The sequence below is a fragment of the Empedobacter sp. UBA5036 genome (assembly GCF_002415215.1).
Classification (GTDB): domain Bacteria; phylum Bacteroidota; class Bacteroidia; order Flavobacteriales; family Weeksellaceae; genus Empedobacter; species Empedobacter falsenii_B.
Genome location: NZ_DICC01000032.1, coordinates 38987 through 57697, shown reverse-complemented (window position 1 = coordinate 57697; position 18711 = coordinate 38987). Strand labels below are relative to the sequence as shown.

At 31.9% G+C, this 18711-nt stretch carries 23 protein-coding genes; 14 read left to right on the top strand and 9 right to left on the bottom strand.

The window, feature by feature from the left end:
• The coding region (locus tag B4J88_RS06030; RefSeq protein ID WP_291066828.1) for an energy transducer TonB at positions 1-949 on the bottom strand (949 nt) is incomplete at its 3' end.
• Positions 950-1012: 63 nt separating this feature from the next.
• Here B4J88_RS06030 and B4J88_RS06025 point away from each other — a divergent pair.
• The 9 genes from B4J88_RS06025 to B4J88_RS05985 all read left to right on the top strand — a co-directional run bounded on the left by B4J88_RS06025 (position 1013) and on the right by B4J88_RS05985 (position 9525).
• Entirely contained in the window at positions 1013-1663 is a 651-nt protein-coding gene (locus B4J88_RS06025; protein ID WP_291066826.1) for a hypothetical protein, read from the top strand.
• Positions 1664-1774: 111 nt separating this feature from the next.
• Positions 1775-2746, top strand: a complete 972-nt coding sequence (gene trpS, locus B4J88_RS06020) for a tryptophan--tRNA ligase (protein WP_221854568.1) — start codon at positions 1775-1777, stop codon at positions 2744-2746.
• A 119-nt stretch (positions 2747-2865) separates the two neighbouring features.
• Positions 2866-3195 (top strand): HesB/IscA family protein, encoded by a 330-nt coding sequence (locus tag B4J88_RS06015; protein ID WP_180906272.1) that lies wholly within the window; start codon positions 2866-2868, stop codon positions 3193-3195.
• 1 nt (position 3196) lies between these two features.
• Positions 3197-4051, top strand: coding sequence for a hypothetical protein (locus B4J88_RS06010; protein ID WP_291066824.1), 855 nt, complete (start codon positions 3197-3199; stop codon positions 4049-4051).
• 4 nt (positions 4052-4055) lie between these two features.
• The gene (sufB, locus tag B4J88_RS06005) at positions 4056-5513 is read left to right on the top strand and encodes a Fe-S cluster assembly protein SufB (RefSeq protein ID WP_114999857.1); all 1458 of its coding nucleotides are present in this window, start codon (positions 4056-4058) and stop codon (positions 5511-5513) included.
• A gap of 44 nt (positions 5514-5557) precedes the next feature.
• Positions 5558-5902 (top strand): four helix bundle protein, encoded by a 345-nt coding sequence (locus tag B4J88_RS06000; RefSeq protein ID WP_219035200.1) that lies wholly within the window; start codon positions 5558-5560, stop codon positions 5900-5902.
• Between the two features lie 39 nt (positions 5903-5941).
• The gene (sufC, locus tag B4J88_RS05995) at positions 5942-6697 is read left to right on the top strand and encodes a Fe-S cluster assembly ATPase SufC (RefSeq protein WP_219035199.1); all 756 of its coding nucleotides are present in this window, start codon (positions 5942-5944) and stop codon (positions 6695-6697) included.
• Positions 6698-6845: 148 nt separating this feature from the next.
• The gene (gene sufD / locus B4J88_RS05990) at positions 6846-8165 is read left to right on the top strand and encodes a Fe-S cluster assembly protein SufD (RefSeq protein ID WP_291066822.1); all 1320 of its coding nucleotides are present in this window, start codon (positions 6846-6848) and stop codon (positions 8163-8165) included.
• Positions 8166-8301: 136 nt separating this feature from the next.
• The gene (locus tag B4J88_RS05985) at positions 8302-9525 is read left to right on the top strand and encodes an aminotransferase class V-fold PLP-dependent enzyme (protein WP_291066820.1); all 1224 of its coding nucleotides are present in this window, start codon (positions 8302-8304) and stop codon (positions 9523-9525) included.
• 77 nt (positions 9526-9602) lie between these two features.
• Here B4J88_RS05985 and B4J88_RS05980 read toward each other — a convergent pair whose 3' ends face one another.
• The 3 genes from B4J88_RS05980 to B4J88_RS05970 all read right to left on the bottom strand — a co-directional run bounded on the left by B4J88_RS05980 (position 9603) and on the right by B4J88_RS05970 (position 11162).
• Positions 9603-9929: a single-stranded DNA-binding protein gene (locus B4J88_RS05980; protein ID WP_125349072.1), complete on the bottom strand. Its 327-nt coding sequence runs from the start codon at positions 9927-9929 to the stop codon at positions 9603-9605.
• A gap of 80 nt (positions 9930-10009) precedes the next feature.
• The gene (locus B4J88_RS05975) at positions 10010-10393 is read right to left on the bottom strand and encodes a DUF3037 domain-containing protein (RefSeq protein WP_125349073.1); all 384 of its coding nucleotides are present in this window, start codon (positions 10391-10393) and stop codon (positions 10010-10012) included.
• Positions 10371-11162, bottom strand: coding sequence for a HipA family kinase (locus B4J88_RS05970; RefSeq protein ID WP_125349074.1), 792 nt, complete (start codon positions 11160-11162; stop codon positions 10371-10373). The genes B4J88_RS05975 and B4J88_RS05970 overlap by 23 nt, the downstream gene beginning before the upstream one ends.
• Before the next feature lie 109 nt (positions 11163-11271).
• Between B4J88_RS05970 and B4J88_RS05965 the strand changes: the two genes are divergently transcribed.
• A complete protein-coding gene (locus B4J88_RS05965) occupies positions 11272-11919 on the top strand; it encodes a SanA/YdcF family protein (RefSeq protein WP_291066818.1) in 648 nt (215 codons plus the stop codon).
• 38 nt (positions 11920-11957) lie between these two features.
• Here the strand turns inward: B4J88_RS05965 and B4J88_RS05960 are convergent, their stop codons facing one another.
• The 3 genes from B4J88_RS05960 to B4J88_RS05950 all read right to left on the bottom strand — a co-directional run bounded on the left by B4J88_RS05960 (position 11958) and on the right by B4J88_RS05950 (position 13355).
• Positions 11958-12488 (bottom strand): adenine phosphoribosyltransferase, encoded by a 531-nt coding sequence (locus B4J88_RS05960; RefSeq protein ID WP_038333586.1) that lies wholly within the window; start codon positions 12486-12488, stop codon positions 11958-11960.
• 93 nt (positions 12489-12581) lie between these two features.
• Positions 12582-13010, bottom strand: coding sequence for an acyl-CoA thioesterase (locus B4J88_RS05955; protein WP_291066815.1), 429 nt, complete (start codon positions 13008-13010; stop codon positions 12582-12584).
• 84 nt (positions 13011-13094) lie between these two features.
• A complete protein-coding gene (locus B4J88_RS05950) occupies positions 13095-13355 on the bottom strand; it encodes a hypothetical protein (RefSeq protein ID WP_114999876.1) in 261 nt (86 codons plus the stop codon).
• Positions 13356-13610: 255 nt separating this feature from the next.
• Between B4J88_RS05950 and dnaA the strand changes: the two genes are divergently transcribed.
• The 4 genes from dnaA to B4J88_RS05930 all read left to right on the top strand — a co-directional run bounded on the left by dnaA (position 13611) and on the right by B4J88_RS05930 (position 16888).
• Positions 13611-15038 (top strand): chromosomal replication initiator protein DnaA, encoded by a 1428-nt coding sequence (dnaA, locus tag B4J88_RS05945; protein ID WP_038333589.1) that lies wholly within the window; start codon positions 13611-13613, stop codon positions 15036-15038.
• Positions 15039-15056: 18 nt separating this feature from the next.
• Entirely contained in the window at positions 15057-15503 is a 447-nt protein-coding gene (locus B4J88_RS05940) for a low molecular weight protein-tyrosine-phosphatase (RefSeq protein ID WP_291066813.1), read from the top strand.
• A 9-nt stretch (positions 15504-15512) separates the two neighbouring features.
• Positions 15513-16220, top strand: a complete 708-nt coding sequence (locus B4J88_RS05935; RefSeq protein ID WP_286501802.1) for an SAM-dependent methyltransferase — start codon at positions 15513-15515, stop codon at positions 16218-16220.
• A gap of 194 nt (positions 16221-16414) precedes the next feature.
• Complete coding sequence (locus tag B4J88_RS05930; RefSeq protein WP_291066809.1) at positions 16415-16888, top strand: DUF962 domain-containing protein; 474 nt, start codon at positions 16415-16417, stop codon at positions 16886-16888.
• Between the two features lie 49 nt (positions 16889-16937).
• Here the strand turns inward: B4J88_RS05930 and B4J88_RS05925 are convergent, their stop codons facing one another.
• Both B4J88_RS05925 and B4J88_RS05920 read right to left on the bottom strand, forming a co-directional pair.
• Positions 16938-17492 (bottom strand): hypothetical protein, encoded by a 555-nt coding sequence (locus B4J88_RS05925; RefSeq protein ID WP_180906286.1) that lies wholly within the window; start codon positions 17490-17492, stop codon positions 16938-16940.
• 134 nt (positions 17493-17626) lie between these two features.
• Positions 17627-18694: an SGNH/GDSL hydrolase family protein gene (locus tag B4J88_RS05920; RefSeq protein ID WP_291066806.1), complete on the bottom strand. Its 1068-nt coding sequence runs from the start codon at positions 18692-18694 to the stop codon at positions 17627-17629.
• Positions 18695-18711: the final 17 nt, after the last annotated feature.

Genomic DNA, 18711 nt, shown 5'->3' with positions numbered 1-18711 from the left:
ACACTTCGTGGGATAGTGTCGGTGTTATTTTTTTACCTTTTCTTAGAATTTGTTTATTGATACGCTCCAACGCAGATTTAGCTTCTTTCCCTAAATCTTGATTACTTCCGCTTAATGGTTTTACTTGTGAAATTTCTCCATTTTTGTTTACAATAAATTGCATTTTTGCAACTGCTGAACCAATATTATTTCGAGAAGCAGTTTCGGCAAAATCACTTAATTCTCCACCCAATTCTTTCGAGATTTTATCACTCATACATTTTGTCAATGCAGCATTTCCTTTTTTGCTTTCACTTTCGCAACCAGGATAAATTGCCATCACCGCAGCATTTTTCGCTGTAATTGCAACATCAGGTTTTACAGGGTCTTTTATCGGTGTTGAACCTTCTGGAATTTTTTTGTTCGCTCCGCCAACATTGCTACCTGTATCACTTACTTCTCCACCACCAACTTGACCTTTAGAAGGATCTCCTTCTCTTTCAAAAAGACCTAAATCTACTTTTTTCAGTTCGTCAACAGATTTTATAGTTTCTTCAACTTTCGGACTCTCTGTTGGAGTTGGAATAATATGTTTCGCCTGATCTGTTTTCAATTGAATTGTTTTTTCTTCCATCGGTGGATCTTCTTTTGGAGGAGTTACTTCTTCTATTTTTTTATCAGGAGGAGTCACATTATCTAAAATAACAATTACACCATCATCTTTTTTTGTTATTTCATTATTCATTGTTTTATTATTTGCATAAATAGTTCCACCAGTAATTAATGCAACAATACCAATCCCAACAAAAAGAGACTTCATCAAATCTTGGCTTGCAACTTGTCTTAGTTGATACGCACCATATTCTTTGTTTCGATTTTCGAAAAGAATGTCTAAAAAAGCTTTGTTACTCATATCAATATAATTTAAGGTTAATGAATCTTTTTTCTTTATAGATTCATCTTTTTGCAAAAAGGTTGGTTGAGGTTTGAAAAATTTCGAAAAAAGTTTAATTTTATTGAAAAGTAGATTTTTATGCAGCTACAAATTGATAAAAAATGTAATAAAAATTGGAACGAAATGGCTGATGCAAACGCGCAACAAAAGTTTTGTGATGTTTGTTCGAAATGTGTTCACGATTTAGATCATTATTCATTCAAAGAATTAAAAACTTTTCTGAATGATAATCCTACTGCTTGTGTAAAAATAAAAACCAGAAAATTAGAACAATTTAATTCATATGAAGCTTCAAAATCTATTTCTAATCAATCCAAAAGATGGTTACAACTTTCTTCTTTAGTTGGATTTTTAAGCTTTTCATCAATCACAAAAGCACAAACTGAGAATGATTCGATTGTTGTTCAAGGAATTATTAATGATGGTAATGGTTTTCCAGAATATGATATTCCAGTAAATCTTAAAAATTCGAAAAAGATTGTATATACAAATGAAAATGGTGAGTTTAAAATAAAAGTTCCGATTAATCAAGATTCTTATACTTTAGAATATGATAGTTATGGAATTAAAGAGTTTACTTTTACAAATCCTTCTATATGTCAGAATATAAAAACTGAAACAGGTGATGTTCTTTTAGGTGAAGTAGTTTACTATAGAAAATCACATTTCATCAAAAAAGTGGGTCGCACAATTTCTTGGCCATTTCGACAAATAGGGAAGCTTTTTTAGTTGATCCATATGTTTTTCGTCATTCTTGTCAATTAATTCAAATAAACTTCTCATTACAATTGGTGCATTTCGTTGATTAAGTTTATCTTTGTTCCTTAAATTTTTAAACAAATGCCAAGAATACTTACAGGAGTTCAAGCTACTGGAACTCCGCACTTAGGAAATATTTTAGGAGCAATTTCTCCCGCAATCGAATTAACGGAGAAAGAAGGAAATGACTCTTTCATTTTTATTGCTGATTTACACGCTTTAACGCAAATTAAAGATGCGGAAGTGTTAAAACAAAATACATACGAAGTGGCTGCAACTTGGCTGGCATTAGGTTTAGATCCTTCGAAAGTAGTTTTTTACCGTCAATCTGATGTGACTGAAACAACAGAATTAACATGGTATTTATTGAACTTTTTTCCATTTCAACGTCTTACTTTAGCGCATTCTTTCAAGGATAAAGCAGATTATTTAGCAGATGTAAATGCAGGATTATTTACCTATCCAATTTTGATGGCTGCGGATATTTTATTGTATGATGCTGAAGTTGTACCTGTTGGGAAAGATCAATTGCAACATTTAGAAATTACACGTAGTGTTGCCGAAAAATTCAATCACCAAATGGGAGAAAATTTTGTTTTACCACAAGCTGCAATCGACGAAAATATTATGTTGATTCCAGGAACTGATGGAAACAAAATGTCTAAATCAAGAAATAATTTCATCAATATTTTCTTACCAGAAAAACAATTGCGCAAGCAAGTAATGTCGATTGAAACGGATTCAACGCCATTAGAAGATCCAAAAAATCCAGATACAGACAATGTTTTTGCTTTATACAAATTATTGGCAACGCCAGAACAAATAGAGGAAATGCGTCAAAATTATTTGAATGGAGGTTACGGATATGGTCATGCAAAACAGGCTTTATACGAATTGATTTTAGAGAAATATGCTGATGCGCGTACTAAGTTTGATGAATTGATGAATGATAAAGTGACTTTGGATGCATTTTTAGAAAATGGAGCATTGAAAGCAAGAGGTGTTGCACAAAAAGTATTGAAACGTACACGAAACAAATTGGGATTGAAGTAATTTGATCCAATTGTAAGTTGGCGATAAATAATATAACTTAAGCGATTGTTAATATTTATATCGTTCATTATTTGAAGTCATTTTAAATAAGTACCTTTGCAATATAAAATTAGAATCAAATGATTAAGGTTTCAGAATCAGCAAAAAATAAAATAATTTCACTTTTACAAGAAGAAGGAACTTCTATCGAAGAATCTTTTGTTCGTGTAGGAGTTACGAGTGGAGGATGTTCAGGTTTAAACTATAATTTAGAGTTTACGAAAGAACAAAGTGCAGATGACAAATTGTTTGACGACAATGGCGTAAGAATTTTGGTTGACAAAAAATCATTTTTATACCTTGTTGGAATGACATTAGAATATTCAGGAGGATTGAATGGAAAAGGTTTCGTATTCAATAATCCAAATGCATCGCGCACGTGCGGTTGTGGAGAAAGTTTTGCTGTTTAAGATGAAAAAAATAGCTTTATTCGTTACGTTTTTGATTGGTTTTGTTGCTTTTGGACAAAATACAATTGTAGAAAAAGATTTGATGGTTTTTCAACCAACCGAATCTTCAAAAAAATTGAATAAAGCTTATTCAGAACAACTATTTTTCGGTTTGTTTAATGTAAAACCTTTTATAAAAGCGTTGGATTTAGACGAATCAAAAATCAAAACAATCACCATTACCAATGCATCAAACAAAAAAGTTGCGTACAAAGCAAATTATGATGCGACAGGAAATCTTCTTGATTTTGAATTGACAGATGAGGTTGCAACACCAACTAAAGTAAGTTATACGTACAAAGATGGTGTAATTTCTGTCGAAACAATTGCAAGAAAAGGAAGTGAAGCAAAAACAAATCAATTCTTTTACGACCAAGAAAATATGTATGTCAAAAACGGAAATAAACTTTTTGATATCATTTGGTTAGAAGGAGATGTGATGTTGAAGAAAACCTATATGGATCAGAAAATTGGTTTCGAAGACCGATTAATGCACGATTGTAGAATTACAAAATCATTAGGTCAAGACATTAATAAGATTTGTTATAGCAGTTCAACATTTAAGGTGCCATTCAAAATAAAAGAATATACACCAGATGTTGCGCCAAAAACAGAAAAAATTAATTTGGTAGAAGGACCTTGGTCAGAAATTAAATTATTTGCTCAAAATAAATATCAGATTTCGAAAAATAATCAACCACAATTTGAGGTGATTTTAGATCAAAATCAACGATTAAAAGAATTCAAATTTTTAGGAAATAAAGCTGATAAACAGCAACCTTTACAGTTTAATTTTACCTATACATTTTATAAATAATAAGATGAGTAACACAAAATATACAGAAGACGATCTACGTGAAGATCTTGCTAGCCAAAAGCAATATGAGTTTGGTTGGACGACTGAAATGGAATATGAAGAATTCCCAGTTGGATTGAATGAAGATATCGTGCGTGCTATTTCAGCCAAAAAAGAGGAGCCTGAGTGGATGACGGAATGGCGTTTGGAAGCTTACCGCGCTTGGGTTAAAATGGAAGAACCAGAATGGGCAAACGTAACTTACGAAAAGCCAGATTTTCAGGCTATTCAGTATTATGCAGCTCCAAAACCAAAGAAAGAATTAGCAAGTTTAGACGAAGTTGATCCTGAATTATTAAAGACTTTCGAGAAATTAGGAATTTCTTTAGATGAACAAAAACGTTTGTCTGGAGTTGCGATTGATGTGGTTTTTGATTCAGTTTCAGTAAAAACAACTTTCCGCGAAACATTAGCAGAAAAAGGAATTATTTTTATGTCAATTTCGGAAGCAATTAAAGAACATCCAGAATTGGTGAAAAAATACATTGGTAAAGTAGTTCCGCCAACAGATAACTTTTATGCAGCTTTAAACTCGGCAGTTTTCTCGGACGGATCATTCTGTTATATTCCAAAAGGTGTTCGTTGTCCAATGGAATTATCAACGTATTTCCGTATCAACTCTGCAGGAACAGGACAGTTTGAGCGTACTTTATTAATTGCGGACGAAGGTGCTTATGTTTCGTATTTAGAAGGTTGTACAGCGCCAATGCGTGATGAAAACCAATTACACGCTGCTGTGGTTGAGTTAATCATTATGGATGATGCTGAGATCAAATATTCTACTGTACAAAACTGGTATCCTGGTGATGATAAAGGAAAAGGTGGAGTTTTCAACTTTGTAACAAAACGTGCAGTTTGCGAGAAAAATGCAAAAGTATCGTGGACGCAAGTTGAAACAGGTTCTGCGGTAACATGGAAATATCCATCTTGTATCTTAAAAGGAGATAATTCGGTAGGTGAGTTTTACTCAATTGCGGTAACAAATAATTATCAACAAGCGGATACAGGAACAAAAATGATTCACATCGGTAAGAATACGAAATCGACAATTATTTCGAAAGGTATTTCTGCTGGTAAATCTCAAAACTCTTACCGTGGTTTGGTGAAAGTGATGAAAAACGCTGAAGGAGCACGTAACTTCTCTCAATGTGATTCATTGTTGATGGGTAACGAGTGTGGTGCGCATACTTTCCCTTACATCGAAATCGAAAATAAATCGGCTCAATTAGAACACGAAGCAACAACTTCTAAAATTGGTGAAGATCAATTGTTCTATTGTAATCAACGTGGTATCGATACTGAAAAAGCGATTGCATTAATCGTAAACGGATTTAGCCGCGAAGTATTAGACAAATTACCAATGGAGTTTGCCGTTGAAGCGAAAAAATTATTAGAAATCTCATTAGAAGGTTCTGTAGGATAGTTATTAATAATGAGTTGATGTGATAATTTGTTAATGAGTTAATGATGGAAAAAGATAATATCATTTTAAAATTAACTTTAGAATTTTCACTATTAATTATAGAATATTGTGAAGAACTTGAATTGGATAAGAAATTTGTTATTTCAAATCAATTATTAAAATCAGGAACTTCAATAGGAGCAAATATTAGAGAAGCTCAAAACGCTGAAAGCTTGAATGATTTTATTCACAAGTTTAAGATTGCAGCAAAAGAAATTGATGAAACCAAGTATTGGTTAGAATTATGTCAATTATCTAAAAATTATCCAAATACAGAAAGTTTATCTGATAAATTGGTAAACATTTCTAAAATTGTGAATAAAATAATAAGTACATCAAAATCAAGATAATTAGAAAATTATCACATTAACTAATTTACAAATTAGATTATGTTATTAAATATAAAAGACTTACACGCTCGTATCGAAGAGCGCGAAATTTTAAAAGGTTTAAACCTTCAAATTAATCCAGGTGAAGTTCACGCGATTATGGGACCTAATGGTGCAGGAAAATCAACTTTATCTAACGTTATTACAGGTAAAGAAGATTACGAAGTAACGGATGGTGATATCGAGTTTGACAATGAATCAATCTTAGAATTAGCACCAGAAGAAAGAGCACAAAAAGGAATTTTTATGTCTTTCCAATATCCAATCGAAATTCCTGGAGTTTCTGTAACAAATTTCATCAAAACTTCTATCAACGAAACGCGTAAAGCGCAAGGTTTAGAAGAAATGGGAGCTTCAGAAATGTTAAAAGAAATTCGTGCAAAAGCAGAATTATTAGGAATCAAAAAAGATTTCTTATCTCGTTCACTTAATGAAGGTTTCTCTGGAGGTGAGAAAAAACGTAACGAAATTTTCCAAATGTTAATGTTAAACCCAAAATTAGCCATCTTAGATGAAACTGATTCTGGTTTAGATATTGATGCTTTACGTATTGTTGCGGATGGTGTAAACGAATTCAAAAATGAAAACAATGGAGTGTTAGTAATTACACACTACCAACGTTTATTAGACTATATCGTTCCTGATTTTGTACACGTTTTAGCAGATGGAAAAATCATTAAATCTGGTGGTAAAGAATTAGCTTTAGAATTAGAAGCAAAAGGTTACGACTGGGTAAAAGAAGAAGCAGGAATCTAATTAATTTAGAAGTTAGATATTAGAAGTTAGATAGCAGATATTAGAAGTTAGAAAGTGGTTATAAAATATTTTTAAATCCAGAATCTAAATCTAAAATCTGAAGTCTGAAATCTAAAATCTGAAATCTAAAATCTAAAATCTTATAAAGATGATTGATTTAAAAGAAAATTTAGTTTCTCGTCATTTAGTGTTCAACGAAAAAAATAAAGTGAATAAAGGAATCGAAGGTTTACGTCAAGAAGCCATCGAAATCTTTAATCAAAAAGGTTTTCCGACACGTAAAGACGAAGAATGGAAATATACAAATCTTGCTCCTTTGTTGAAGGTGGATTACAAATTGTTCCCAGAAGACGAAGTTGCAGTAGAGTACAAAGACATCAAGAAATATTTGATTAATGATATTGATACATATACAATCGTATTCATTAACGGAAAATATTCTTCGTTTTTGTCAAATACAACACATGATGAAGCTGATATTTGTGTCTTGTCAAGCGCAATGCATAAAACAACTCATCAAGCTGTAATTGAGAATTATTACGGAAAAATTGCGAAAAAAGACGAAAGTTTAGTTGCTTTAAATACTGCTTTTGCAAAAGATGGAACTTATATTTATGTTCCAAATAATGTGATTTTATCTAAGCCAATTCAGATTGTTTATTTCTCTACAGGAGCTTCTCAAGAAGCGATGTATCAACCACGTAATTTGGTTGTAGTTGGAGATAATGCGCAAGTTCAAATTATCGAAAGACATCAAACATTAGACGAAAAAGCAAATTTAACAAATGTTGTTTCGGAGGTGAATGTTGGACGTAATTCTGAAATTCATTGGTACAAATTCCAAAATGATTCTAACGATGCTTCTTTAGTTGACAATACATATATCAACCAAGAAAGAGATTCTCGTGCCAATGTATTTACATTTGCTTTTGGAGGAAAAATTGTACGTAACAATTTGAATTTCTTCCAAAATGGAGAAAATTGTAACTCTGTAATGGACGGAATTACTGTGATTGATGGTAAACAACATATCGATCATCATACATTTGTGGAACATAATTTCCCGAATTGTGAATCGCACGAATTGTATAAAGGGATTTACGATGAGAAAGCGCAAGGAGTTTTCAATGGTAAAATCTATGTACACAAAGAAGCACAAAAATTGAATGCATTCCAACAAAATAATAATGTTTTGTTATCTGATGGAGCTTCAATTAATACAAAACCTCAATTAGAGATTTTTGCTGATGATGTAAAATGTTCTCACGGATGTACAGTTGGGCAATTAGAAGAAGAATCTTTATTCTACATGCAACAACGTGGTATTCCAAAAAAAGAAGCGAAAGCAATGTTATTGTATGCCTTTGCTGCAGACGCTTTGCGACATGTGCAAATTCCACAAATCTCAAATAGAGTAAACTCTATAATTGCAAAAAAATTAGGAGTTAGTTTAGATTTCGAATTATAAAATATAGTTCTGAGTTATACGTAATAAGTTTTAAGTTGAACTTATTTTGAAATATAAAGTAAGTATTTGAAACTATTTTGAATACTTACTTTTTTATTACACATCACTCATAACTCATTACTCAAAACTAAAAAAAATGTCAATAGATATTCAACAAATAAGAAGTCAATTTCCAATTTTAAATAGAGAAGTCAACGGAAATCCATTGGTTTATTTAGATAATGGTGCAACTTCTCAAAAACCGAAAGTTGTTTTAGATGTTTTAGACGAATATTACGAAAAGTACAATGCAAATGTACATCGTGGAATTCATACATTAAGTCAAGAAGCAACAGATTTGATGGAAGAATCGCGTCGTAAGATTCAGAAATTTATCAATGCGAAACACGATTACGAAATTATTTTTACGCGTGGAACGACGGAAGGAATTAATTTAGTTTCTAATTCACTTCGTAATGTTTTATCAGCCGATGATGAAATTATTATTACCGAAATCGAGCATCATTCTAATATCGTTCCTTGGCAATTGTTGTGTCAGCGAACTGGTGCTAAACTAAAATATATTCCGTTAACTGCAGAAGGTATTTTGGATATTGAGAAGTTGGATGATTTATTGACAGATAAAACCAAATTAGTTTGTGTTAATCAAGTTTCAAATGCATTAGGTGTTGTAAATCCGATCAAAACAATTATCGAAAAAGCGCATGCAAAAGGTGCTTGGGTTTTGATTGATGCGGCACAATCTGCTCCACATACTGCAATTGATGTTCAAGCAATGGATTGTGATTTCTTGGTTTTTTCTGGTCATAAAATGTACGGTCCAACTGGAATCGGTATTTTGTATGGAAAAGAAGATATTTTGAATGAATTACCACCTTTCCACGGAGGAGGAGAGATGATAAAAGATGTAACAATGGAGGTTTCAACATACGCTTGTTTACCTTTCAAATTCGAAGCTGGTACACCAGATATTGCAGGAATTATCGGACTTGGAGCTGCGGTAGATTTTATCAATTCTATTGGAATGCAAACGATTCACGATTACGAAAAAGAATTGGTAGATTATACAATTCAACGTCTATCAGAATTTGATGAAGTGGAGATTTATGCAAAAGATGCAGAACATTCTGGCGCAGTTTCTTTCAACTTAAAATTTGACGGCGTTCATTCATCTGATGTCGGAATGATTTTGGATAAAAAAGGAATTGCTGTTCGTACTGGTCATCATTGTGCACAACCAATTATGCAGCATTTCAATATTCCGGGAACGGTACGAGCTTCATTCGCTGTTTATAATACAAAAGAAGAAATAGATACATTTATTGAAGGTCTAAAAACCGCGATTCGAATGTTAGGATAATTCATATTCCAAATTTATTTTGGAATCTTATAAAATAATAAAAGGGAAACATCACTGTTTCCCTTTTATTTTAAACGCTAAAGAAGTACAATTTCATCAATTATAATTTCTGTAATCGTTTTTTGTTGACCATCTTTATCTTGATAATCTCGGTAAGTCAATTTGCCTTCTATAGCAAGTTGCTTCCCTTTTTCTACATGTTTTTCGATCACATTTACAATTGGTCCGTAAGCAACTAAATTGTGCCACGTCGTTTGCTGAACTTTCTCACCTTTGCTATTTGTGTAGCTTTCGTTCGTTGCTAGACTAAATTTTGTAAACTTCTTTTCGTTTTCTAATGTTTTAACATCAGGATTGCTACCAACATTCCCAATTAGCTGAACTTTGTTTCTTAATGTACTCATGGCGATAAATAATTTAAAATTAATGTATGACCAAATTTAAGAAAATATTTTTAAAACATTCGTTTTTAAGCGTTTAACTTTTATAAAACATGTTCTTTATATAATTGATCCAAGGTTTTATCAAGGTTTGTTGTTTTACCAGGATGCGGACGAGAACTTTGGATAGACGAACTTCTGACAGCTGTTAACCAACGAAAACGTTCAGGGGTTTCGAAATTAGATACAGCAGATTCGGGATGAATTCCTTCGGCAATTTTAGACAAAGCATTCAAATTACTGTCAATAAAATCAAGATCTAATTCGTGGCAAAAAGCATTGATTCTACTATCATTAATAAAATATTTTACTTTCAAATAATCTTCTTTTTTCGAAAATAAAATTACTCCAACATTGATAAATTCTTCGCGTTCAACTTTAGGAACCAAACGAAGAATTGCATACTCATATAAGATTTTTTCTGGCATTATTCGCTTCGTTTATAAAAAGTTCGGAATGTTGTAATCGTGTTTTGATAAATGTTTTGTAAACCGTTCTCATTTCTTCGTGAGTAGCATGTGTAACTTCTGTTTCTAACCATTCATCAGGAATCAAATCGACAATTTTATCAATGATTTCATCATTCAAAATCACTTTAAATTCTGCATCAGCTTCTTCAAGTTTTGTAGCATTTTTCAATAGAACATGGTCTTTAATTGGCGTAAAGGGAGCAAGAGCTGCTTTTTCCCAATTGTCCCACGAATGATGAAAATAATAGGAAGCACCATGATCAATCAACCACAATTCTTTGTGCCACATTAACATATTTGTATTGCGAAAAGTACGATCAACATTCGTCAAAAAAGCATCTAACCAAACAATTTGAGAAGATAATTTATCATCAATTTTCATTACAGCAGGATCATAATTGATTGCACCAGATAAATAATGCAAAGCCAAATTAGTTCCTTCGCTAAATTTTAACAAATCCTGAATTTCTTCATCAGCTTCGGATTGACCAAAATATTCGTCCAAATTTGCAAAAACTAATTCAGGAACTTTAAATCCTAAAACACGTGCAATTTCTCCTCCTAACAATTCGGAAATCAACATGCGAGGACCATGACCAGCACCTTTAAATTTTAAAACATATTTAAAACCGTCATCTGCATCAGCTAGTGCAGGCAAAGAACCTCCTTCGCGTAAAGGTTGCAAATAGCGTTCAACGGTAACTGTTCTTAACTCAATCTCATTCATTTTCTAAAATTACGATGAAAAATTTAAAATAATTTTCACATTTATAATTTTTAAATATCACTAAACTTATAGACTTTTGAATGTTAAAATTTTTTAAAACAAAAGATAGTTGAGTAAACTTGTCAAAATAGGAAGATTTGTAATGCGTAAAAGTATGTTTGTCGTTGGATTAATAGCGGTTTTTACTTTGATCGTTGCATTGATTATTCAAGTTTTTACTTCGTATTACATTTACAATTATCAAGGAAATATTCCGTCAAATTATCGTGTGGCAGTTGTTTTTGGTGCAAAAGTGCAAGCTAATGGACAACCAACGCGTTTTCTAAAAGATCGTTTGGATGCTGCAATTCGACTTTATAAGGAAGATCAAGTGGATGTGATTTTACTTTCTGGAGAAAAACTTCACGAAGATTTTAATGAAATTGATGTGATGGAAAAATACTTGTTGGATAGAGGTGTCAAAATTGAAGATACTTATCTAGATGGAGCAGGTTTGGATACATATAGCACAATCTACAGAACCAAAAATATTTATCAATTTGATAAAGTGATTTTAATTTCTCAATCTTATCATCTCAAAAGAGCGCTTTTCTTAGGAAAAGTTTTCGGATTGGATTGTATTGGATATAATGCGGATAGCGGACCTTATAAAACGGAAGGTAAACAGAGTTTTAGAGAAATTTTAGCGAATATAAAAGCTTTGTTGGATATTGGGAATGAAAGAGCGCCAGAAGTGATTCTAGCGCCTAAAAAATAAAAAAAACTCCGCTCAAAATTTTGAGCGGAGTTTTTAGTTTAATATTCTGTTAAAGTAACAATATCAGTTGTAAAAGAGGTTAATTTATCTTTTCCGTTTAAGAAAGTCAAATCAACAATAAAAGAAAACTGTGTTGTTTTTCCACCACATTTTTCTACTAATTTAGCACAAGCTTCGGCAGTTCCACCAGTTGCTAAAACATCGTCGTGAATTAGAACTCGCGCGCCATCTTTGATGTAATTCGAATTTACTTCGATAGTTGCTTGTCCATATTCCAAATCATAAGATTGACTAATTGTTGGAGGAGGTAATTTACCAGCTTTACGAATTAATACAAAAGGAACTTTTAATTTTTGTGCAATCTGAATTCCGTACAAAAATCCACGGCTTTCAATTCCACAAACAATATCCACTTTACCTTTTGCTTTTTCTACAAAAGCGTCTACAATTTCATTCGAAAGTTCAGAATTTAAGAACAATGGAGTAATGTCTTTGTAGACAATTCCTTCTTTTGGAAAATCGATAACGTCTACAATCGTTTGATTGATTTTTTCTTGAAGTGTTGACATTCGTTTTTAATCATGTTTTGTTAAGGAACAAATTTAATGAGAAATCATTTGCAAGAATTTGTTTTAACGAATAATTAATGATTCTAAATAATATTATAAACCTAAACTTGTCCAAATACGTTCTGGAATACGAACAGGACGACGAGTTTCGGCATCAATACAACATAAAATAGTGTATCCTTGATTAATTATTTTTCCCACTTCATTATATATATTGTAATCAAATCGAATGCGAACACCTTTGTCACGCTCATGAACTGTTGTTTCAATTTCGATTAATTCATCGTACAAAGCGCTACCAATATATTTTGTATGCATTTCAATAATTGGCATCTGAATTCCCATTGCTTCCAATTCGGCATAAGGAAAACCACGCTCACGCATCAATTCTACACGACCAATTTCATAAAACTCAGGATAGTTTCCGTAATAAACCACTTTCATTTGATCGGTGTGTTTATACAGAATACGAGTTTTGGTGCGAAAAACATTTAATTGTTCGGTTTGTTCTATCTTCTCCATAATTTTCTAAAACATCATTTTAATCTTCAAAAGTAGAGAACAAAAAAAAGACTTTATCATTAATTATATAAAAAATGAAAAAGTCTATTCAGTAATTTTTTTGTAATCCATCCAACTAAAAGAAGTTTGCGAAGAATCTTTTTGCTCTTCTTTTAAGAAATCGTATTGAATTTGAATAATCGTTTTGAAAGTAGGATTTGCTATTTCATAATAAAAAGTCCTTACATTTTCTTCTTCACCTTGTTCAATTCGTAAAAGAGAAAAATTATTTTTGATGCCCAAATCATTTAAATGATTTTCTACTTTGATAATTGCAAAGTCAATTTTTTCTTGTGTAATTTCCATAGTGATACAAAAATATGAATTATTAGTTTTATAAGCCAAAATATGTCCGAAAAGATTATCTTTGCAGTACTTTTATTTTATCTAAAACTACTTATTGATATTTTTGAATTATACAAAGTATTTTTTAATATATCAATACCTAAATCATTTTTTTTATTCAAAATTTGTTCACAATTTTGTAGAGAAGGGTTGATGAAAATTTAACATTGACTTTCAATAATTTACATTAAAACTTAAGCACTTTTGGACAATATTATGACGATAACTGCAAATTCTGTGTGGGAAAAATGCTTGTCTTTTATAAAAGACAACATTGCGGAAGATGCCTTCAATACTTGGTTTGTACCGATACGTCCGGGCAAACTAAATAATAATGTTTTAACAATACAAGTACCAAGTAAATTTTTTTACGAATGGTTAGAGGAGCATTATATCAAAATTTTAAAAAGTGCCTTACAAAAAGAATTAGGTTCTGACGCAAAATTGGTATACAGTATTTTGATGGATCAAAAGTCGCAAGGACGTGAACCATTTACGGTACGTATTCCAAGTTCGAACAAAGAAAAACCTCGCCCACAAGAGGTAGAAGCGCCAATTAATTTGCAAGCTGGTAAAATGATGAATCCTTTCGTTATTCCAGGATTGCAAAAATTAAAAATTGATTCGCAATTAAATCATAATTATACATTCAATAATTTTATCGAAGGAGAATCAAACCGATTAGCTCGTGCGGCTGGTCGTGCGATTGCCAAACGTCCAGGAGGAACTTCGTTCAATCCACTATTCATTTATGGTGGAGTAGGATTAGGGAAAACACACTTGGTGCATGCGATAGGTTTAGAAGTAAAAGATTTACATCCAGAGAAAACTGTTTTGTATGTTTCGACTGAGAAATTTACACAACAATTTATCGAAGCTGTAAAAAATAATAATCAAAATGATTTCATTCACTTTTATCAAATGATTGACGTTTTGATAATGGATGATATTCAGTTTTTATCTGGAAAAGCAAAAACGCAAGAAGTTTTCTTCCATATATTTAACCATTTACATCAAAGAGGAAATCAGATTATTTTGACTTCGGATAAATCTCCAGCAGATATTCAAGATATGGAAGATCGTTTGATTTCTCGTTTCAAATGGGGATTATCAGCCGATTTACAAAATCCTGATTATAATACACGTCTTTCAATTTTGAAACAAAAATTAGAAAACGATGGTATCGAATTTCCTGATGAAGTAATGGATTATATCGCACAAAATATTGATACGAATGTGCGTGAATTAGAAGGTTCATTAAACTCAATCATTGCGCAAGCAACGTTGAATAAACGTGAAATTACGTTAGATTTAACAGCACGTACGTTATCAAAATTAGTACAAACAGCTCGCAAAGAAATCTCGATTGATTACATTCAGAAAACAGTTTGTGAATACTTTAAAGTGAAGATTGAAGATATTCAGTCTAAAACACGTAAACGTGATGTGGTACAAGCGCGTCAATTAGCAATGTATTTTGCAAAACAATATACAAAAGCGTCTTTGGCAAGTATTGGTACGCAAATCGGTAAACGTGATCACGCAACAGTTTTACACGCTTGTAAAACAGTGAAAAATTTACAAGAAACGGATAAGCAATTCCGTGGTTATATCGAAGATATTTCACGTAAAATTGCAGATTAATCTATAAATACTTTTTCAATGAAAATTTTGATGGTTTGTTTAGGTAATATTTGTCGTTCTCCGTTGGCAGAAGGAATTTTACAAACAAAGGTTGGCGACAATCATTTGGTAGATTCTGCTGGCACAGGCGATTGGCATGTTGGTGAACAACCAGATAGACGCTCGGTTGCGGTTGCTAAAAAACATGGTGTTGATATTTCTGATCAACGTGCGATGCATTTCAATCCAGTTTTTTTCGATGAGTTTGATTTAATCTTTGCAATGGATGAACAGAATTTAATCGATTTGCAACAATTAGCTCGAAACGAAGAGGAGCAAAGCAAAATCAAATTGATCTTGAAAGATGGAATAGGGCAAACGCAAAATGTGCCTGATCCTTACTACGATGGTGAAGATGCTTTCGAGCATGTTTATCAATTATTAGATGAAGCCACAGACGGAATCATCAAAAAATACAATCTTTAAAATTATACAATGAAAACGGCTAAAGTTTATTTGATCCCTTCACTTTTAGGTGAAAGCGAACACAGTAGAGTATTGCCTTTATACAATCTTGACGTTATTCGAGCAATTGATACGTTTGTGGTAGAAAATGAAAAATCTGCACGTAAATTTATCAAACAAGTTTGCCCCGAAAAAGTTCAAGCCGATTTAGATATTTACATTCTAAACAAAGATACAGAGCCAGAAGAAATGTTAGATTTGATCAAATTATTGGATCAAAACAAAACAATCGGAATTATTTCCGAAGCTGGTTTGCCTGCGGTTGCAGATCCAGGAGCACAATTGGTAAAAGTTGCGCAACAGAAACGCATTCAGGTTGTCCCTTTGGTTGGTCCATCGTCTATTTTGTTGGCGTTAATGGCTTCTGGAATGAATGGTCAAAACTTTGCTTTTCACGGTTATTTACCAATCGATAAAACGGAACGTAAAAAGAAATTGGCGCATTTGGAAGCTGAAAGTGCGAAAACCGGAATTGCTCAAATTTTTATGGAAACGCCGTATCGCAACAATCAAATGGTAGACGATTTAACGAAAATTCTTCGTGCCGAAACCAAGATTTGTGTCGCGTGCCACATTACATTAGAGGACGAAGATATCCGCACATTATCGATCAAAGAGTGGAAAAATGAAAAGTATGATTTTCACAAACGTCCCGCAATTTTTGTCATGCAAGCTTAAAATTTTTATAATATAGATCAACACTTCGTGTTTCTTTTCACGAGTCGTTGCTCCAAAGTATACGAGAAAGCCAACATCTATATGTTGGCTTTCTCGTATAATCGTTTTTTGCGGTGAAAATAATTGAAGTTTAGTAAAATATTTTTTTATAATTTATCCAAATTCAACCTATATTTAATATAAAATCATCCAAAATGAGAAAAATAGAACAACTTTTTAGTGAATATGGAGAAAGTCATCAAAATGGGACAAATAAAACCATTCATTGGATTTGTGTTCCGCTCATCTTTTGGACGATTCTTGGTTTTATTTCCTACATTCCAACACCGCATTTTTATATTCCAAGTTTTGGTTATATCAGTATAGCTTCAATCATTGCATTGATGATTGCTTCAATCTTTTATTTTAGATTATCGGTTGTCGTTGGTCTAATCATGATTTTTCTAATGTTGATTATGGAATATTTTATTTCGTTGTGCAATCTTCAATTCGGTACAAAATCTTGGATAGTTTATTTGGTGGTATTTATTATCACGTGGATTTTACAATTTGTCGGACACAAAATAGAAGGGAAGAAGCCAAGTTTTCTCAAAGATTTACAATTTTTGTTGGTCGGACCAATTTGGTTGTTGGGTTTTATTTTGAGAAAAGTTGGTATAAAATATTAGTTATTATTTAAAGGTAATTAATTTTTCGTCAGCTATTATACTCAATATTTTAACAAGGAAACCACCAATGCATATTGTATAATTTTCCATTTTTAATGAATATTTTGATATGTCCATCAGAAATATTATGCTCATCTTCTCTTAATTGAATTACTTGTAACTTACCTTCATTATAAACATCTATTGTCCCAATATCATTCATTGCATTTGGAAACAATTTTTTAAGTTCTGTAATAGTTGTTTGTGATGATAATTTTTTTCCTTTGTATAAGATGTAATTATTCTTTGAGAATCTGAATTCATCAACTGCAAATTCATTTTTAGAATTTTCAAAACGAGAGCCATCTTTATAATAGTATTTATCATCCATGTTTTTGGTTCCATCTTTATTTTCGAAAATATAAGAACAAGGAGCTTCTTCTGACATCAACATTATACTATCAGCTTTACCAAAAACGTTTTCAAAATCTTTTTTGGTAAAAAATCGTTTAAGTTTTCCATTAAAAAGAATGTCATCTGTTTTCATGACTTCATTTTGATTATTATCAGGTTTAGGATTTTCAGTATTTGTATTTTGAACAATATTAACTGAATTATTATTCATCTTTTTACATGAATAAAAAAATAGAATAAGGATGGTAATAGTTAATCTCATAGGTTAGTTGTAATTGTTTAATAATTAGTGATTAAGTTAAGATTTTTATTGATTACATTTTAAAATTATTTTTTGAAAATAATCTATTTCTTACTCAAAATTTCATTTACTTTTTTCTCAATAGCTTCTGATAATCTGCTAAAACCTAAATCATTTGGATGAATTCCGTCTGTAGATCCTTCGTTATCCGAACCGATTAAATTATCACCTTTCAATAAATACAAATCTTTTATACCATCTTTTATCAACGCATCGTATTGTGCGCGATAGGTTTGATTTTGTCTTGTCATATCTTCGTGAGCAGTTAAATCAAATTTACTCATTGGTCGAATCAAGCTTTCTACCATCAAGATTGGCGTCTTTGGATGATATTTTCGGAGTAATTTGACGAACGGAATTGTTCTACTTTTGATTTCTTCGGGCGAACTATTCGGAACACAATCCAAGATAAACAAATCAACCCCTTGAATATCTTTGATCATTTCAGCTAATTCAATTTCAATTTTTGCATTTCCACTCAAACCAAGATTAATGAATTCATAACCTGTTTTTCGTGTTAAAATTGATGGATAATTCATTCCAGGACGACTTGCTGATGCACCTTGTACAATGCTTGAACCATAAACCACGATTTTCTTTTTATATACAATCGGTTGATTGATAAAATTAGCAGAAGCATCAATTCCTATTTTTAAGTCTGTAATTTCGTTCCAAAGTGGTAAATAAAGCATGAATTCTTTTTCTGTCTTAGGTAAATTCTTGATAATATCATATTCACTTTTGATATTTTGCTGATTTGGTAAAGCCGCACCTGCAAAAATCCACTTTCCATTTTCTTTGATATACAAATCCAATCCACGCGCCATGATTCCAGTTGTATTCGCACCCAGATAAGTAGAACGAGTTGTCCAATCTAGTTTTATTTGCGACGTATTTGATTTGAATGTAACATATAATCCAGCGGGAGCAGTAAATAAACCTTTTACTTTTTCGGGAAGATTTGCGTATTTGTTGGTATCGATTCTATGATAAAAAGGCGCATTATCAAAGGCTTTTCCTTGTATAGTAAATTCTTTATTTGTGATATATTTGATTTGTCCAAATAGTTGAAAAGAACAAATAAGAGCAAAAAACAGAAAGAATTTTTTCATTGATTATAATTGATTAA

Bases quoted from the DNA above. Each gene is read 5' to 3' on its own strand.
- trpS (WP_221854568.1), top strand. From the start codon at position 1,775: ATGCCAAGAATACTTACAGGAGTTCAAGCTACTGGAACTCCGCACTTA.
- B4J88_RS05950 (WP_114999876.1), bottom strand. From the start codon at position 13,355: ATGGAAATTACACAAGAAAAAATTGACTTTGCAATTATCAAAGTAGAA.
- B4J88_RS05980 (WP_125349072.1), bottom strand. From the start codon at position 9,929: ATGAGTACATTAAGAAACAAAGTTCAGCTAATTGGGAATGTTGGTAGC.
- B4J88_RS05985 (WP_291066820.1), top strand. From the start codon at position 8,302: ATGTCAATAGATATTCAACAAATAAGAAGTCAATTTCCAATTTTAAAT.
- B4J88_RS06015 (WP_180906272.1), top strand. From the start codon at position 2,866: ATGATTAAGGTTTCAGAATCAGCAAAAAATAAAATAATTTCACTTTTA.
- B4J88_RS06000 (WP_219035200.1), top strand. From the start codon at position 5,558: ATGGAAAAAGATAATATCATTTTAAAATTAACTTTAGAATTTTCACTA.
- B4J88_RS05930 (WP_291066809.1), top strand. From the start codon at position 16,415: ATGAGAAAAATAGAACAACTTTTTAGTGAATATGGAGAAAGTCATCAA.
- B4J88_RS05925 (WP_180906286.1), bottom strand. From the start codon at position 17,492: ATGAATAATAATTCAGTTAATATTGTTCAAAATACAAATACTGAAAAT.
- B4J88_RS05955 (WP_291066815.1), bottom strand. From the start codon at position 13,010: ATGGAGAAGATAGAACAAACCGAACAATTAAATGTTTTTCGCACCAAA.
- B4J88_RS05960 (WP_038333586.1), bottom strand. From the start codon at position 12,488: ATGTCAACACTTCAAGAAAAAATCAATCAAACGATTGTAGACGTTATC.
- sufD (WP_291066822.1), top strand. From the start codon at position 6,846: ATGATTGATTTAAAAGAAAATTTAGTTTCTCGTCATTTAGTGTTCAAC.
- B4J88_RS05975 (WP_125349073.1), bottom strand. From the start codon at position 10,393: ATGCCAGAAAAAATCTTATATGAGTATGCAATTCTTCGTTTGGTTCCT.
- sufB (WP_114999857.1), top strand. From the start codon at position 4,056: ATGAGTAACACAAAATATACAGAAGACGATCTACGTGAAGATCTTGCT.
- B4J88_RS05970 (WP_125349074.1), bottom strand. From the start codon at position 11,162: ATGAATGAGATTGAGTTAAGAACAGTTACCGTTGAACGCTATTTGCAA.
- B4J88_RS06025 (WP_291066826.1), top strand. From the start codon at position 1,013: ATGCAGCTACAAATTGATAAAAAATGTAATAAAAATTGGAACGAAATG.
- B4J88_RS06010 (WP_291066824.1), top strand. From the start codon at position 3,197: ATGAAAAAAATAGCTTTATTCGTTACGTTTTTGATTGGTTTTGTTGCT.
- sufC (WP_219035199.1), top strand. From the start codon at position 5,942: ATGTTATTAAATATAAAAGACTTACACGCTCGTATCGAAGAGCGCGAA.
- B4J88_RS05920 (WP_291066806.1), bottom strand. From the start codon at position 18,694: ATGAAAAAATTCTTTCTGTTTTTTGCTCTTATTTGTTCTTTTCAACTA.
- dnaA (WP_038333589.1), top strand. From the start codon at position 13,611: ATGACGATAACTGCAAATTCTGTGTGGGAAAAATGCTTGTCTTTTATA.
- B4J88_RS05935 (WP_286501802.1), top strand. From the start codon at position 15,513: ATGAAAACGGCTAAAGTTTATTTGATCCCTTCACTTTTAGGTGAAAGC.
- B4J88_RS05940 (WP_291066813.1), top strand. From the start codon at position 15,057: ATGAAAATTTTGATGGTTTGTTTAGGTAATATTTGTCGTTCTCCGTTG.